Raw genomic sequence first — 14,007 nt, forward strand, 5'->3', positions numbered from 1 at the left:
AACGGGTTCAGTTGACCGGTACTAATAGGCCGAGGACTTGACTACTAAGCTGCTACGCGTCCACTGTGCAACTCTCGATGAACGAACAACAGACCCCGTGTGGTGTTGTTTGATATGTCGATAGAGTTACGGCGGTCATGGCGGAGGGGAAACGCCCGGTTACATTCCGAACCCGGAAGCTAAGCCCTCCAGCGCCGATGGTACTGCACTCGGGAGGGTGTGGGAGAGTAGGACACCGCCGGACAATCTTTCATTCAGGGCCACCCCTTTCGGGGTGGCCCTGAACGCATTTGGTCGGGGCTGGGCCCGTCAGCGGCGGGGACGCCGGGGGCCGGCGAGCCGCAGGGCGTTGCAGACGTCGACGACGCCGCGCACGTCCCAGGCGATCTCGGCGGCCACCTGCCGGGCGTCCGGGCCCGCCACGACGCCCGTGAGGATGACGACGCGGTTCTGCGCGGTCACCACGATCTGCTGGCCGCGCGTGGACCAGTCGCTGCTCAACCGCTGGGCGACCAGCGCGGCCAACCGGGCGTCCTCGTCGTCGGGCGCCGGCCGGGGCGGCTCGGGACGGAACGCGCCCTCGTCCGGGTACGGCCAGGGCATGAGCATGTGGGCGTCCTCTCGCCGGAGTGCGGGTGCGGGGTGACGGTGCCGGCTCAGCGGGACGGCGTGTCGGCCGGCGCCGGGTGACCGGCCCGGCCGGCCACGGTGGCCGTCAGCCCGGCGGGCTCGCCCGCCCCGGCCGGGGAGAGCCGCCGGACGGCCTCCTCCGGGCTGACGAAGATCGGGAACAGGCCGTCCAGCCGCATGGTGTGCAGGACGGTGAGGATGAAGCGGGACGGGGCGGCGAGGCAGAGCACGGCACCGCGTTCGCGGGCGTCGCGGTGGGCCCGGACGAGCAGGCCGAGCCCGTTCGCGTCGATCAGGTGGACCCGGGTCAGGTCGACCACGACGTGCCCGCAGACGTCGATCGCCTGCCGCAGCGCGGTCCGCAGGTCGTCGGTGATGTCGACGTCGATGTCACCGGAGGCGGTCGCCACCGCGACGTCGTCGAGGTGGTCCACCCCCAACACCCCACCGGCCACCTGGGCGCCGCGGCCGGCCTCGCCGCCGCGCCCGGCGTCCGCGCCGAGAAGGCTGCAGCGGGGGCAGCGGTGCGGGCCCGTCGCGAAGGGCGAGCCGCTCCAGCCGTGCTCGGCGACCAGGGTCCAGACGACCTCGGCGTCCGGCAGGACGCAGGCGGTTCCCGTCGTCACGTCTCCGCAGCTGTCGCAGATCAGCGTCATCGAGTTGTCGTCCGGTACGACGGTCATGGGGTCTTCCTCCACGGGAGGTCGGGTGAGGCGAAGCGCCGGTCCGCGACCGGCGGCGTCGGGTTGGAATCGAGGTCCGGCCGCGTCCGGCAGGCCGGCACGGGCGGGCGGCGGGGGCCCGCCGTGGCGGCCACGAGAGCGACGCCGAGGACGGCGGAGCCGGCCGGGACGGCCAGGCGCCACAGGCCGGACCAACCGGTGTCGAGGCCGACGATGCGGGCCAGGATGACGCCGAGGACGGCGGTGACGATCCCGGTCACCAGGGCCAGCCAGGCCGGCACCTCCCGCCGGCGGGGAAGCGCCAGCCAGCCCGTCGCGGCGACGAGGAGACCCACGGCGAGTGCGGTGAGGAGACCGGCGACGGTCATCTGCTCCCTCCTGCGCAGGACCGGTCGGCCGACGGCTGCCGCTCCGGCGGGCCCGGCCCGACCGCCGTGACCGGCGGGCCGGCCCGGTGTCGTACACCACCCTGGTTGGCGCCCGTGGCGCGGGCCACGCGGTTGTATGACAGTTGCGTGACAAAACCGTCGAACGCCGGACACGGTTGGGCGCTCGCGCCCGCCTTGGGGATGATGCGGGTATGACGGGCGTGCTGGTGATCGAGGACGACGACCGGATCCGTCTGGCGCTGCTGCTCGCGCTCGAGGACGAGGGCTACGCCGTCCGGGGGGCGGCCACGGCCGAGGAGGGGCTGCGGATGCAGCGCCGGGAGCCGGCCGACAACGTGCTGGTCGACCTGATGCTGCCGGGCCTCGACGGCTTCGAGTGCATCCGGCAACTGCGCCGCGACGACGACGTACCCATCGTGGTGGTCAGCGCCCGCGACGACACCCACGACATCGTGGCGGCGTTGGAGGCCGGCGCCGACGACTACGTGGTCAAGCCGGTGGCGGTCAAGGAGCTGTCGGCGCGACTGCGGGCGCTGCGCCGCCGGGCCCGGGCGGTGCCCGCGCCCGTGCCGGTCCTCACGTTCGGCCCCTTGGAGATCAGCCCGGACGCGGGGGAGGTGCGTCGGGCCGGCCGACCGGTGCCGGTGACCCGCACCGAGTTCCGGTTGCTGTGCGAGCTGGCCGAGCACGCCGGCCGGGTGCTGTCGCGCCAGCAGCTGCTCCAGCGGGTCTGGGGCTACGACACGGGTGACGAGCGGCTCGTCGACGTGCACGTGGGCCGGCTGCGGCAGAAGATCGAGGACGACCCGGGCAGCCCCCGGCACCTGGTCACCCTGCGCGGCCTCGGCTACAAGCTGACCCGGTGAGGCGGCTCGGGCTGCGGGCCCGGGTGTCCGCCGGATTCGCCGTCGGCGCGCTGCTGCTGTCGGCGTCCATGGCGCTGGTCTCGTACGAGTTGACCCGGCGGTCCCTGCTCGACGAGCGGGAGCGCACCGCGGTGCGGGCGGCGTACTTCGACGCGGCGGTGGTGCGTACCGGGCTGGACACGGAGGACCCCGACGTCGTGGAGGTGCTGCGGTCCCTCGACACCGGCGGCAACCGCCGACCGCTGTTGCACCGCGGCGACGACTGGTACGCCCGCAACGCCGACGCCGGCCTGACCGCCGCGATCCCAGGCGACCTGCAACAGCTCGTCCGGGCGGGGGAGCCGGCCGTGCAGCGGGTGCGGGTCAACGGCCAGCCCACCCTGCTCGTCGGCCTGCCGCTGGCCCCGTCCATCAGCTACTACGAGCTGACCTCGCTGCGCGAGCTGGACGAGACCCTCCAGGTCCTGGCGCTCGCGCTGACCGCCGTCGCCATCGTGGTCGCCGGCTCCGGCGCCGCCCTGGGCTGGTACGCCACCCGGCACAGCCTGCGCCCGTTGACCGCCGTGGCCGACGCCGCCCAGGAGATCGCCGATGGCAACTTCTCCGCCCGGCTCGCGCCAACCACCGACCCGGACCTCACCCGCCTCTCCACGTCGTTCAACCACATGGTCGACCAGCTCTCCCAGCGCATCGAGCGGGATCGCCGCTTCGCCGCCGACGTCAGCCACGAGCTGCGCTCGCCGCTGCAGACCCTGGCGGCGGCGGCCAGCGTCCTGGCCCGCCGCCGGGAGCACCTCGACGACCGGACCGCCACCGCGGCCGGCCTGGTGGCCGACGAGATCACCCGGTTCCAGCAACTGGTCAACGACCTGATCCAGCTCGCCCGCAGCGACCAGCCGGCGGACCGGAGGCCGGTCGACGTGGCGGCGCTGGCCCGTCGGGTGTGCCAGGCGCGCGGGCTGCCGGGCGCGCTCGTGCACGCGACCGGCGGGGCCGCCACGACCTGGCTGGTCGACCAGCGCCGCGTCGAGCAGATCCTGGCCAACCTGGTCGACAACGCGGTCCGCCACGGCGGTGGCCCGGTGGCGGTGCGGCTGTCGCAGCGGGGCGGGACGGGGATCATCGAGGTCGACGACGAGGGACCGGGCGTGCCCCCGGCCGACCGGGACGTCGTCTTCGACCGTTTCGTCCGTGGCCGCGCCGCGCACGCCCGCGCGGCCGGCGACGGCACCGGCCTCGGGCTCGCCATCGTCGCCCAGCACGCCGCCGCGCACCGGGGACGCGCCGGTGTGGGCGACCGTCCCGGCGGGGGCGCCCGCTTCCGGGTCGAGCTGCCCGGGGTGTCGTCGTGAGCCGCCGGGCGCGCCGGCCGGGACGGTGGCGGGGTGCCGGTGCTGCGCTCGTCGCCCTCGGGCTGCTCGTCGGCTGCGGCGTCCCGACGGAGGACGCCCCCCGCACCGTGGCGCCCCCGCCCGGGCCGTTCCCCACCTCGGGCACGGTCGTGGCGACCCCGACCCCGACCCTGACGGCGGGGCGGGCGACGGCGGTGCTCTGCTTCGTCCGCGACGACCGTCTGGTGCGCGTCGAGCGCCGGGTGGACGCCACGCCCACCGTCGACGCCCAGCTCCAGCAACTGCTCGCCGGCCCGACCGCCGCCGAGCGCGACAGCGGCCTCAGCACCGCCCTGCCGGGGGCCGTCGCGGCCGCCGTCGCCCGGCCCCGGGGCACCGAGGTCGAGGTCGACGTCGGTGAGGCCGGCGACGAGACGGGCCGCAGCGACGAGGTCCTCGCCTTCGGCCAGATCGTCTGCACCCTGACCGCCCGCTCCGACGTCGACACCGTGGCGTTCCTGCGGGGTGGGGCGCCGCTCGGGGTGCCGCGCGCCGACGGGTCGCTGTCCCGGCGCCCCCTCACCGTCGCCGACTACGCCGACCTCGTCGCGCCCCGGTGACGGCCGGCCTCCCCGCCTGGCCGACCTCGCCGCGCGGGGCGTGCGCCGGCTGATGGTGGAGGGCGGGCCGACCGTGCTCGCGCAGTTCCTCACCGCCGGCCTCGCCGACGAGTTGCACCTGGTGGTGGCCCCGTTCTTCGTCGGCGACCGCCGGGCGCCCCGGTTCGTCGGCGACGGCCGGTTCCCGTGGCACCCCGGCCGCCGCGCCCGGGTGGCGGAGGCCCGCCAGATCGGCGACGTGGTGCTGATCCGCTACGCCCTCTCGGCGCGGGAGCGCCTCCGGCGGTCAGCGGCGCGCCTCGAACGACTCCCGGTCGAGGAACATCAGCCGGGCCCGCTTGTCGGGCAGGTCGATCAGCGGGCCGGCGACGAAGCCGGTCCGCAGCAGCCGGTCCACCGCCTTGTCGTTGCGCGCGTCCGGCTCCATCACGATCCGCCGGCGCAGCGGGTCGGCGAAGACGAAGCCGAGGAACACGCCCAGCAGCGCGCCCGTGAAGCCCCGCTCGGTCGTGGTCGGCGGGCCGATCAGCAGGTGCGCCCCGTGGTCGCCGGGCCGGACGTCGTAGCACTGGCCGACCGGGTCGGCCGCTGGCTCGTACGTCTGGAACAGCGCGACCGGCACGCCGTCGCGGTGCACGAGCCACGCGTGGTGGGTGGTCAGCGAGTCCAGGTAGCGGTAGATCTCGGCGACCCGCTCGCGACCCGCGTCGCGCATGCCCCAGAACCGGGCCCGTTCCTCGCTGACCCAACCGTGGATCAGGTCGATGTCGGTGTCCGGGTCGACGGGGCGGATCGTGACCCGGCCGAACCCGTCGACGTCCTCTCCGTGGGTGTTGGTCGCCTCACGCATCGCGCCCACCGTACGACGATTCCGGTCGATGCGCGCGGACGTGGCCCCCGCGTGGCGCCGGGCTGACGCGAGGCGGCGGCTCAAGCGGGTTCCCGCTGGCGACCGCGACCGCCGGGGCCCGGCGGCGGGCGGCGGGGACGACCAGGGGGGTGCCGGTCTCCGGGTCGTCGATGACCCGGCAGGGCAGCCGGAAGACCTCCTCGACCAGCTCCGCGGTGACCACCTCCCGGGGCGGGCCGGCGGCGACCACCCGCCCGTCGCGCATCGCGATCAGGTGCGTCGCGTAGCGGGCGGCGTGGTTGAGGTCGTGCAGCACCGCCACCAGGGTGCGGCCCTGCTCCTCGTGCAGCCGGGCGCAGAGGTCGAGGATCTCGATCTGGTGGGCGATGTCCAGGTAGGTGGTCGGCTCGTCCAGCAGCAGCAGGGGCGTCTGCTGGGCCAGCGCCATCGCGATCCACACCCGCTGCCGCTGCCCGCCGGACAGTTCGTCGACCGGTCGGTCGGCCAGGTCGGCCACCCCGGTCGCGGCCATCGACTCGGCGACCACCCGCTCGTCCTCGCGCGACCACTGCCGCAGCAGCCCCTGGTGCGGGTACCGGCCGCGCGCGACGAGTTCGGCGACGCCGATGCCGTCCGGGGCGACGGACGTCTGCGGCAGCAGGCCGAGGGTGCGCGCGACGCCCCGGGCCGGCAGCCGGTGGATGTCCTCCCCGTCCAGCAGCACCGCCCCGGCCGTCGGCTTCAGCAGCCGGGACAGGGCGCGCAGCAGGGTCGACTTGCCGCAGGCGTTGGGGCCGATGATGACGGTGAAGGAGCGGTCGGGCACGGCGACGCTCAGGTCCTCGGCGATGGTCCGCCGTTCGTAGGCGAGGGTCATCGCGTTGCCGCTCAGCCGGGACTGCATGCTCCGTGCTCCGTTCTCGTCGTGGGTGGCCCGCCGGCCGTGCGCGGTCACAGCCGGCCGGCCCGGCGTTCGGTGGCGAGCAGCCAGATCAGGTAGGCGCCGCCCAGCACCCCGGTCACCACGCCCACCGGCAGTTGGTGCCCGGGGAACGCGCGTACCGCGAGCTGGTCGGCGGCGACCAGCAGCACGGCCCCGACGGCCGCCGACGGCAGCAGGTTCGGCCCCGGCGCCCGGGTCAGCCGCCGGGCCAGGTGCGGCGCGGTGAGCGCCACGAAATTCACCGGCCCGGCGGCGGCCGCGGCGAGGGAGACCAGCAGCACCGCCGCCGCCAGCACGACCAGGCGCACCCGCTCCACGCGTACGCCGAGGGCGGCGGCGCTGTCGTCGCCCATCTCGACCAGGCGCAGGGCCGGCCCGAAGCCGACCAGCAGCACGGGCACCAGCACCGCCAGCGCGACCAGCAGCGGCAGCGCGTTGACCCAGCCGCGCCCGTCCAGGCTGCCGGTGAGCCAGAGCACGGCGCGGGCGGCGTCCATCAGCTGGGCCCGGGTCAGCAGCCAGCCGTTGACGCCGGTGAGGATCGCCATGGTGCCGATGCCGACCAGGATCAGCCGGAACCCGTGCACGCCGCGCCGCCAGGCGAGCGCGTACACCAGGATGCCGGTGGCGAGGCCGCCGACCACCGCCGCCGAGGCCAGCAGCATGCTGCTGCCGCCGAGCACCACCACGACCAGCGCGCCGGTCGACGCGCCCTGGGTGAAGCCGAGCATGTCGGGGCTGCCCAGCGGGTTGCGGACCAGCGACTGGAAGACCGCGCCGGCCAGCGCGAGCGCGGCGCCGACGCAGAGCGCGGTCACCAGTCGGGGCAGCCGCAGCTCGGTGACGATGAACTCCTCGGCCGGGCTGCCCCGGCCGGCGAGGGCCCGCAGCACGTCGGCGGGGCTCATCGGGTAGTCGCCGCTGCCGATGGCGAGCACGCTCAGCGCCAGGGCGAGCACCACGCAGGTGAGGCCGACGGCGACGGCGCGGGGGCGCAGCCGCAGGGACACGCCGCCGGGGGTGCGGATGGTGATCACGGGTGGGCCACCCGCCCGCGCAGTACCAGCCAGAGGAAGAGTGGCCCGCCCGCCACGGCGGTCACCATGCCGACCTGGAGCTCGCCCGGCCGGCTCAGCACCCGGCCCAGCACGTCGGCGCCGAGCAGCAGCACCGGGGCGAGCACCGCGCAGTACGGCAGCAGCCAGCGCAGGTCCGGCCCGGTGAGCGCGCGGACCAGGTGCGGCACGAGCAGACCGACGAAGACGATCGGCCCGCAGGCCGCCGTGGCGGCGCCGCAGAGCAGCGTGATCGCCACGATGACGGTGCCCCGGACGAGGGCCGGCCGGGCGCCGAGCGCGCGCGCCGCGTCGTCGCCGAGCGCCAGTGCGTTGAGCGCGCGGGTGGCGGCCAGGGCGACCAGCAGGCCCGCCGCGACGAACGGCGCGACCGTGCGTACGGTCGATGCCTCGGCGCCGGCCAGCGAGCCGACCGTCCAGAACCGCAGCCGTTCCAGCGACGCCGTGTCGAGCAGCATCACCGCGCTGACGTACGAGTAGAGGGTGGCGTTGAGCGCCGCGCCGGCCAGCGCCAGCCGGGCGGGGGTGGCCCCGCGCCCGCCGCCGACGAGGTAGACGGCGGCGGTGACGACGGCCGCGCCGAGCAGCGCGAACCAGACCTGGCCGCCGACGCCGCCGATGCCGAGCAGCGCCGCCGCGCTGGCCACCGCCGCCGAGGCGCCGGCGTTGATGCCGAGCAGCCCGGGGTCGGCCAGCGGATTGCGGGTCAGCGCCTGCATCACCGCGCCGGCCACGCCGAGCGCCGCGCCGGCGAGCAGGCCGAGCAGCGTGCGCGGCAGCCGCATCCGGTGCACGACGGCGTACTCGGCGGCGTCGCGGTGCAGCAGGCCCTGCCACACGTCGGTGAGCGGGAGCTGCTTGGCGCCCACGGCGATGCTGAGCATCGCGACGGCGACGAGCAGCAGCACCGACGCCGCGAGGCCGGTGGCCCGCAGCGCGGCGCGGCCACGCCGGGGCGTGACGGGCGGTGCCGGTGGCGCGCCGATGCGTGAGGTGAGGGTGGCGGACAGTGTGGGCTCCGATGTGGTGCGTGATTCCGGGCGGGGCTTGACAGCGATTTAGGTTAGGTTAACCTAACCCCGCTGTCCATGGTCCTTCGCCCGACCCTGATCGAAAGACATCGCCATGCCGCATCCCGTGTCCGCCCGCCGACTCTCCCGCCGGGGCCTGCTCGCCGCCGGTGGCGCCGCCACCCTGGCCGCCCTGCTCGCCGGCTGCGGCCGGGACGACGACTCCGCCCCCGCCACAGCCGGCTCCGGCGGACCGTGGTCGTTCACCGACGACCGCAACGAGAAGGTGAGTGCCGCCAACCGCCCGACCCGGGTGGTCGCCTTCACCGGGGTCGCCGCGGCGCTGGTCGACTTCGGACTCGACAAGCAGATCGTCGGCGTGTTCGGTGAGACGAAGCGCGCCGACGGCACCGCCGAGCCGCAGGCCGGCGACCTGAACGTGGACGCCGTGCAGGTCCTCGGCAACGTCTGGGGCGAGTTCAGCCTGGAGAAGTACGCGGCCCTGCGACCGGAACTGCTCGTCACCCACATGTACGACCCGGGCGCCCTGTGGTACGTGCCGGACGAGAGCAAGGACAAGATCCTCCCGCTCGCCCCCAGCGTGGCGATCACCACCGCCCGGGTGCCGATGACCAAGCCGATCGAGCGGTACGCGCAGCTCGCCGAGTCCCTCGGCGCCGACCTGTCCGCGAAGAAGGTCACCGACGCGAAGGCCCGCTTCGAGGCCGCCGCCGAGGCGGTCCGCCAGGCGGTCAGGGCGAACCCGGGCATCAAGGTGCTGGCCTCCTCCGGCAGCCCCGACCTGTTCTACATCTCCAACCCGAAGGTCAGCACCGACCTGATGTACTTCGCCGAGCTGGGCGTGGAGATCGTCGTCCCCACCAAGCTGGAGGCCGGCGACTACTTCGAGGCCCTCAGCTGGGAGAACGCGGGCAAGTTCCCGGCCGACCTGATCCTGCTCGACAACCGCAGCACCGCCCTGCAGCCCAAGGACATGGCCAGCAAGCCGACCTGGCAGCAACTCCCGGCGGTGAAGGCCAACCAGATCACCCCGTGGGACGCGGTGCCCCGCTTCTCGTACGCCGGCGCCGCGCCGCTGCTGGAGAACCTGGCCACCGCCATCCGGAACGCGAAGAAGGTGACCGCGTGACCACGGCGGTCGCCCTCCAGTACCGCTTCTATGCCGCGCAGGTCGTCGGCGCACGGCGGATCGGCGCCTCCCTGATCCGGGTCACCCTCGGCGGGCCGGACCTGGCCGACTTCGCCGGCGGCGGCCGGGACCAGAGCGTCTCCCTGTTCCTGCCGCACCCCGGCCAGCCCGCGCCGGTGCTCCCGGTCGAGGCGGGGGAGGACTGGTTCGGCGCGTACCGGGCGATGGACCCCGACGTGCGCGCGGTGATGCGCTCCTACACCATCCGGGAGCAGCGGCCCGAGCTCGCCGAGGTGGACATCGACTTCGTCGGCCACGGCGACACCGGCCCCGCCTCCCGCTGGGCGGGGCGCGCCCTGCCGGGCGACCGGGTGGTGCTGCTCGGCCCGGCCGTGCGCGACAACCGCAGCGTCTGCTTCCGCCCCCCGGCCGGCACCGACTCCGTGCTGCTCGTCGCCGACGAGACCGCCCTGCCCGCCGCCGCCGGCATCCTGGCCTGGCTGCCCGCCGACGCCCGGGTCCGGGCCTGGATCGAGGTCCCCGACGTGGCGGACATCCAGGAGCTGCCCACCGCCGCGCGCGCCGAGGTGAGCTGGGTCGTCCGGGGTGGCACCGCCCCCGGCAGCACCCTGCTGGCGGACGCGGTCCGCGCCGCGCGGCTGCCGGCCGGCACCCCGTACGCCTGGGTCGCCGGCGAGTCGTCGATGGTGCGCGCGGTGCGGCGGCACCTCGTCGGCGAACGCGGCCTCGACCGGCGGCACGTCACGTTCTCCGGCTACTGGCGTCGCGGCGCCTCCGAGGAGGACCTGCGCGCCGAGGCGACCGCCGCGGCCGTCGCCTGACGGTCGGCGGCGGCACAGCTGCGGTTCCGGCGCCGCCCGGTGGACCGGGCGGCGCCGGGTCAGAACTCCTGGTACATCACGTGCAGGCCGACCCGGCCGAGGGTGGGGTGCGCGAACGCGCCGGGCACGGTGCCGACCACGGTGAAGCCCTCGCGCCGGTACAGCTCGACGGCCGAGGTGTTCGTCTCGACCACCGCGTTGAACTGCATGCCCGCGTACCCCCGGTCGCGGGCCCAGTCGAGCGCGTGCCGGCACAGCGCGGTGCCCACGCCCCGGCCGCGCGCCGCGCGGTCGACCATGAAGCTCGCGGTGGAGACGTGCGACCCCGGCCCGGGGCGGTTGGTGCCCATCTTGGCGGTGCCGAGCACCCGGTCGCCGTCGACCGCCACCACGGTGCGGCCCGGCGCGGCCTCCACCCACATGTCGTACGCCTGCTCGGCGGTCATCTCCGGGTCGTAGGGGAAGGTCTCCCGCGCCCGCACCACCTCCCGGACGATCGGCCACACCTGGGCCCAGTCGGCCTCGTCGAACTCGCGGATCAGCACGCCGGCACCCTAGGGGGCCGCCACCGGGTCGGCAAGGCGTTTCCGGCGGGACCGGACCGCGCACGACAGCGTGTCGCCGCCGCCTCGCGGAGGGCTGACGTGTAAGGAGGGGTGCCGGACAAAAGCCAAGGGGGTGGTTGGGGCCCCGCCCTGGACCCCCCCCGCCCCGGGCCCCCGGGGCCCGGGCCCCCGGCCGGGGGGGGGGCGGGCGCGGGGGGGGGGGGGGGGGCGGGGGGGGGGGGGCGCCCGCCCACCCCGGGGGGGGGGGGGGGCCCCCCCCCCCAACCCCGCCGCCGGACTCGGCACCCGGTGCCAGGCCGCTACAGCGGTGCGGGCAGGGGGTCCTCCTCGGAGGCGGCGCGCGGGCCGGGGGCGGCCCACGGCGTTCCGCGCCCCGGCCAGGGCGAACACGCTACGGGTCAGCGCGAGGGCCCCGGCCACCACGGCGACGGCCACGGCGGCGTGACCGATGTCCGGTGTCCAGAGCATCAGCGTGCCCAGGCCGCCGCCCACGGACGAGGGCAGCACCCAGAGCACGGCAACGGCCAGCGCCGCCCAGCCGACCGCCCAGGCGGCGGCCGCGACCAGCGCCTTTCTGCCCGGCGGAGGACCGGTGCGGCGCCGACGCACTCCGCCGAGCACCGTACCGACCAGGACGACCACGAGTAGGCCGGCGACGCCGAACAGCGCGGGGGCGACCGAGAGCAGGAGGGTGTCGTTCGCCGCTGGTGCGGTCGGAGCGCCGAGCAGAATTCGCGCGATGTCGAAACCGGCCGAGGCGAGCGCCGGGTCGGCGGCCGGGTGGTAGAGGTTGGCCAGCACGATCACGGCCAGCTCGGAGTCGGGCACCAGCACGACGTGGGCGAAGTAGCCCGGGGTCGCGCCGGCGTGCCAGACCAGCCGTGCGCCGTTGCCCGCCAGCGTCGTGTCGCGCCAGCCCAGGGCGTACCGGCCGCCGCTGCCGCTGGCGGCCTGGCCGAGGTGCGACTGCGCGACGCCGGCGGCCGACAGCAGTTGGGACTCCCCGTGCCGGCCGCCGTTGAGCTGGGCGATAGCGAAGTGGCCGAGGTCGGCGAGGCTGGCGGTCAGGTAGCCGTACGGGGCGCCGGAGGTGTCGTACGGCGGGTCGAAGCCCTGCGGTCGACCGAGGTAGCGGCGGTGGCCGGCGGGCAGGCCAACCCGCTCCGCCTCGTCGGCGGTGGCCGCCGTCTGCCGCATCCGCAACGGATCGAGGACGGTGCGACGCAGGTGGTCGGCGAAGGTGCGACCGGTGACCTCCTCGACGAGCGCACCGAGCACCATGTAGTTGCCGTCGCTGTACCGGTGTTTCGCACCCGGCGGCCCGACGAGCGGCACGTCGGCGAGGTCCCGTACCGACCGGGCCAGCCCGCCGGGGGTGTTGTCGTAGCGGTCGGTCAGGCCCCTGGTGGCGACCTCGGGCAGCCCGCTGGTCTGGGTGAGCAGGTGCCGGACGGTGATCCGTGCGGTCGCCGTCGCGTCGCCCAGCCGCAACCAGGGCACGTACGCACGCGCCGGCGCGTCGAGGTCGATCCGGCCTGCCTCGGCGAGCTGCAGCACCGCCAGCGCGGTGAACGGTTTGCTCACCGAGCCGAGCAGGAAGGGTGTCTGCGCGGTCACCGGCGCGCCGTCGCCGGTGACTCCGGCGGCGTGTTCCTGCACGACCCGGTCCCCGCGTACGACGGCCGCCGCGAGCCCGGGTACGCGGTTGGCGTCCCGGTAGCGGTCCAGGTACGCCTGCACCCGGGCGGTCTCGTCCTCGGCGGCGTGTGCCGGGATTCCGCCGGCGGTCGCCAGGCAGACGACCGCTGCCAGGACGGCGACGGTACGTCGTAGCTGATGTCTCACTGTGCTCTTCCTGTCTGTGGGATTCCGGTTCAGCCGATCTGGCTGAGCAGGCGCTCCAGCTCGGTCAGACGCGCCCTGACCTGCGCCAACTCCGTGTGGGTCGCCTGGACGTCCGACCGCAGGCCGGTCAGCTCCGCGGTCGTCTGCCGCGCGTTCTCGGCCAGCCGGGCCTGCGCGTCGCCGGCCTGCTCGGCGAGGGCGCGGTACTGCGCCTCCCGAGCGGCGGCGTGCCGGGCCCGGTAGATGCCCAGCGCCACGAACGCCACGATCGCCACCAGGGCGATCAACAGAACCGTCCATGTGACGATCGCGACTTGGGCGATGTCGTCCTCGGCTGCTGCTGTGATCACTTCTTGTCCTTTCCGAAGCCACCGGCTTCCAACGTCGGTACGGCGGCCGCGACCGTCGCGGGCGTCAGCGTCAGCGCGAACGGAACCACCTCGAACCACTTCACCGAGTTGCCGTCGGGCGCCGTCTCCAACGAGCCGGTGACGAGCCCGGCGGCCTCCAGCCGCTGCAGATGCATGTAGAGCAGGGGCCGGTTCATCTCCAGGCGCCGCGCCAGTGCGCTGACGTAGCTGCGGCCCTCGGCGAGCGTGGCGATGATCCGCAGTCGGTGCGGACTCGCGAGCGCGGCGAGCGCGGCGAGCAGTTCCTCCCCGTTCGGCTGCGTCTCGTTCATCACCTGCACCTTTCCGGGTGTCAGAAATCAATGACACCCCCCTGTCAGAAGATACTGACACGGGAGGGGCGAAAGCGCCAGCGAACAGTGTTCGACGCCACCGTCGTCCGCGCCCAGGCCCCGTGATCCGGTCGGCTCCCGGCTCGGCGACCGAGGACATCGCGATCTTCCGGGGCAGGCCGAACCCCTGCCGCCGTCGGGCGAGCGGAGCGTCACGCCGCGACCGCGTCAGCTCCCGGCGAGTCCGGCGAGGTCGCGGCGGAGCAGGTCGGCCGGGAGGGCGTGCCGCCGCGGGTCGGTGCGCGCCCTGATGCCCCGGCTCGGCATCGCCACCGTGCGCCGGCCGGGGCCGAGGGACGCCCGGAGGCAGCCGGCCACGTCGTCGGCGGTGGGCGTCCGCTGCGTGGGGCCGGGCCTGCTCACCGGCAGCGCCGCCGGACCAGGCCGGTACGGCGGTCGCCGCCCGGCCGTCCCGTCGACCCGCCGCCGTCCCGGCCCGGGCGCGCCCGCCCTCGGCCGTGCGG

General features: G+C 75.3%; 17 protein-coding genes, 1 rRNA gene and 1 pseudogene. 7 read left to right on the forward strand and 12 right to left on the reverse strand.

Features of this window, described 5'->3' with window-relative positions:
* Positions 1-127 precede the first annotated feature (127 nt).
* Positions 128-244, forward strand: a 5S ribosomal RNA gene (rrf, locus tag ACGFZ2_RS00005).
* 65 nt (positions 245-309) lie between these two features.
* On the opposite strand, the gene ACGFZ2_RS00010 is transcribed toward rrf, so the two are convergent.
* From ACGFZ2_RS00010 to ACGFZ2_RS00020, 3 genes are read right to left on the reverse strand one after another with little or no spacing between them, the layout of a single operon-like run.
* Positions 310-609, reverse strand: coding sequence for a BON domain-containing protein (locus ACGFZ2_RS00010; protein ID WP_393448463.1), 300 nt, complete (start codon positions 607-609; stop codon positions 310-312).
* Positions 610-656: 47 nt separating this feature from the next.
* Positions 657-1,313, reverse strand: a complete 657-nt coding sequence (locus tag ACGFZ2_RS00015) for an STAS domain-containing protein (RefSeq protein WP_393448466.1) — start codon at positions 1,311-1,313, stop codon at positions 657-659.
* Positions 1,310-1,681, reverse strand: coding sequence for a GlsB/YeaQ/YmgE family stress response membrane protein (locus tag ACGFZ2_RS00020; RefSeq protein WP_393448469.1), 372 nt, complete (start codon positions 1,679-1,681; stop codon positions 1,310-1,312). The genes ACGFZ2_RS00015 and ACGFZ2_RS00020 overlap by 4 nt, the downstream gene beginning before the upstream one ends.
* 212 nt (positions 1,682-1,893) lie before the next feature.
* Here ACGFZ2_RS00020 and ACGFZ2_RS00025 point away from each other — a divergent pair, with 212 nt between their 5' ends.
* The 4 genes and pseudogenes from ACGFZ2_RS00025 to ACGFZ2_RS00040 all read left to right on the forward strand — a co-directional run.
* Complete coding sequence (locus ACGFZ2_RS00025) at positions 1,894-2,568, forward strand: response regulator transcription factor (protein ID WP_350686351.1); 675 nt, start codon at positions 1,894-1,896, stop codon at positions 2,566-2,568.
* Positions 2,565-3,920 carry a sensor histidine kinase gene (locus ACGFZ2_RS00030; protein ID WP_393448471.1) on the forward strand — a complete coding sequence of 452 codons (1,356 nt, stop codon included), beginning with the start codon at positions 2,565-2,567 and terminating at the stop codon, positions 3,918-3,920. Before ACGFZ2_RS00025 ends, ACGFZ2_RS00030 begins: the two co-directional genes overlap by 4 nt.
* A complete protein-coding gene (locus tag ACGFZ2_RS00035; protein ID WP_393266576.1) occupies positions 3,917-4,519 on the forward strand; it encodes a GerMN domain-containing protein in 603 nt (200 codons plus the stop codon). Before ACGFZ2_RS00030 ends, ACGFZ2_RS00035 begins: the two co-directional genes overlap by 4 nt.
* Positions 4,520-4,571: 52 nt before the next feature.
* Positions 4,572-4,706: pseudogene (locus tag ACGFZ2_RS00040) on the forward strand (dihydrofolate reductase family protein); the annotation flags it as partial.
* Positions 4,707-4,805: 99 nt separating this feature from the next.
* Here ACGFZ2_RS00040 and ACGFZ2_RS00045 read toward each other — a convergent pair.
* From ACGFZ2_RS00045 to ACGFZ2_RS00060, 4 genes are read right to left on the reverse strand one after another with little or no spacing between them, the layout of a single operon-like run.
* Complete coding sequence (locus tag ACGFZ2_RS00045; RefSeq protein WP_393266573.1) at positions 4,806-5,369, reverse strand: GNAT family N-acetyltransferase; 564 nt, start codon at positions 5,367-5,369, stop codon at positions 4,806-4,808.
* Positions 5,362-6,273 carry an ABC transporter ATP-binding protein gene (locus ACGFZ2_RS00050; protein WP_393266570.1) on the reverse strand — a complete coding sequence of 304 codons (912 nt, stop codon included), beginning with the start codon at positions 6,271-6,273 and terminating at the stop codon, positions 5,362-5,364. Before ACGFZ2_RS00050 ends, ACGFZ2_RS00045 begins: the two co-directional genes overlap by 8 nt.
* A 47-nt stretch (positions 6,274-6,320) precedes the next feature.
* On the reverse strand, positions 6,321-7,349 hold the full coding sequence (locus tag ACGFZ2_RS00055; RefSeq protein ID WP_393266568.1) for a FecCD family ABC transporter permease: 1,029 nt from the start codon (positions 7,347-7,349) through the stop codon (positions 6,321-6,323).
* Entirely contained in the window at positions 7,346-8,446 is a 1,101-nt protein-coding gene (locus tag ACGFZ2_RS00060) for a FecCD family ABC transporter permease (protein ID WP_393450164.1), read from the reverse strand. Before ACGFZ2_RS00060 ends, ACGFZ2_RS00055 begins: the two co-directional genes overlap by 4 nt.
* Before the next feature lie 67 nt (positions 8,447-8,513).
* On the opposite strand from ACGFZ2_RS00060, the gene ACGFZ2_RS00065 reads away from it, so the two are divergent.
* Positions 8,514-9,548 (forward strand): ABC transporter substrate-binding protein, encoded by a 1,035-nt coding sequence (locus ACGFZ2_RS00065; RefSeq protein WP_393448474.1) that lies wholly within the window; start codon positions 8,514-8,516, stop codon positions 9,546-9,548.
* Positions 9,545-10,390 carry a siderophore-interacting protein gene (locus tag ACGFZ2_RS00070; RefSeq protein WP_393448477.1) on the forward strand — a complete coding sequence of 282 codons (846 nt, stop codon included), beginning with the start codon at positions 9,545-9,547 and terminating at the stop codon, positions 10,388-10,390. Before ACGFZ2_RS00065 ends, ACGFZ2_RS00070 begins: the two co-directional genes overlap by 4 nt.
* Positions 10,391-10,449: 59 nt before the next feature.
* Here ACGFZ2_RS00070 and ACGFZ2_RS00075 read toward each other — a convergent pair whose 3' ends face one another.
* From ACGFZ2_RS00075 to ACGFZ2_RS00095, 5 genes are all read right to left on the reverse strand, one after another.
* Positions 10,450-10,935, reverse strand: coding sequence for a GNAT family N-acetyltransferase (locus ACGFZ2_RS00075; protein WP_393266561.1), 486 nt, complete (start codon positions 10,933-10,935; stop codon positions 10,450-10,452).
* 9 nt (positions 10,936-10,944) lie between these two features.
* Positions 10,945-12,801 carry a serine hydrolase domain-containing protein gene (locus tag ACGFZ2_RS00080; protein WP_393448480.1) on the reverse strand — a complete coding sequence of 619 codons (1,857 nt, stop codon included), beginning with the start codon at positions 12,799-12,801 and terminating at the stop codon, positions 10,945-10,947.
* Between the two features lie 29 nt (positions 12,802-12,830).
* Positions 12,831-13,151 carry a hypothetical protein gene (locus ACGFZ2_RS00085; protein ID WP_357461682.1) on the reverse strand — a complete coding sequence of 107 codons (321 nt, stop codon included), beginning with the start codon at positions 13,149-13,151 and terminating at the stop codon, positions 12,831-12,833.
* Positions 13,148-13,483 carry an ArsR/SmtB family transcription factor gene (locus tag ACGFZ2_RS00090; protein ID WP_393448483.1) on the reverse strand — a complete coding sequence of 112 codons (336 nt, stop codon included), beginning with the start codon at positions 13,481-13,483 and terminating at the stop codon, positions 13,148-13,150. The genes ACGFZ2_RS00085 and ACGFZ2_RS00090 overlap by 4 nt, the downstream gene beginning before the upstream one ends.
* A gap of 228 nt (positions 13,484-13,711) precedes the next feature.
* Complete coding sequence (locus tag ACGFZ2_RS00095; protein ID WP_393448486.1) at positions 13,712-13,906, reverse strand: hypothetical protein; 195 nt, start codon at positions 13,904-13,906, stop codon at positions 13,712-13,714.
* Positions 13,907-14,007: the final 101 nt, after the last annotated feature.

Source organism: Micromonospora sp. NPDC048063, from assembly GCF_043202855.1.
GTDB lineage: Bacteria > Actinomycetota > Actinomycetes > Mycobacteriales > Micromonosporaceae > Micromonospora.

Excerpts from the sequence above, each read along its gene's own strand:
- ACGFZ2_RS00010 (WP_393448463.1), bottom strand. The coding sequence starts at position 609 with ATGCTCATGCCCTGGCCGTACCCGGACGAGGGCGCGTTCCGTCCCGAG.
- ACGFZ2_RS00015 (WP_393448466.1), bottom strand. The coding sequence starts at position 1,313 with ATGACCGTCGTACCGGACGACAACTCGATGACGCTGATCTGCGACAGC.
- ACGFZ2_RS00020 (WP_393448469.1), bottom strand. The coding sequence starts at position 1,681 with ATGACCGTCGCCGGTCTCCTCACCGCACTCGCCGTGGGTCTCCTCGTC.
- ACGFZ2_RS00025 (WP_350686351.1), top strand. The coding sequence starts at position 1,894 with ATGACGGGCGTGCTGGTGATCGAGGACGACGACCGGATCCGTCTGGCG.
- ACGFZ2_RS00045 (WP_393266573.1), bottom strand. The coding sequence starts at position 5,369 with ATGCGTGAGGCGACCAACACCCACGGAGAGGACGTCGACGGGTTCGGC.
- ACGFZ2_RS00050 (WP_393266570.1), bottom strand. The coding sequence starts at position 6,273 with ATGCAGTCCCGGCTGAGCGGCAACGCGATGACCCTCGCCTACGAACGG.
- ACGFZ2_RS00065 (WP_393448474.1), top strand. The coding sequence starts at position 8,514 with ATGCCGCATCCCGTGTCCGCCCGCCGACTCTCCCGCCGGGGCCTGCTC.
- ACGFZ2_RS00090 (WP_393448483.1), bottom strand. The coding sequence starts at position 13,483 with ATGAACGAGACGCAGCCGAACGGGGAGGAACTGCTCGCCGCGCTCGCC.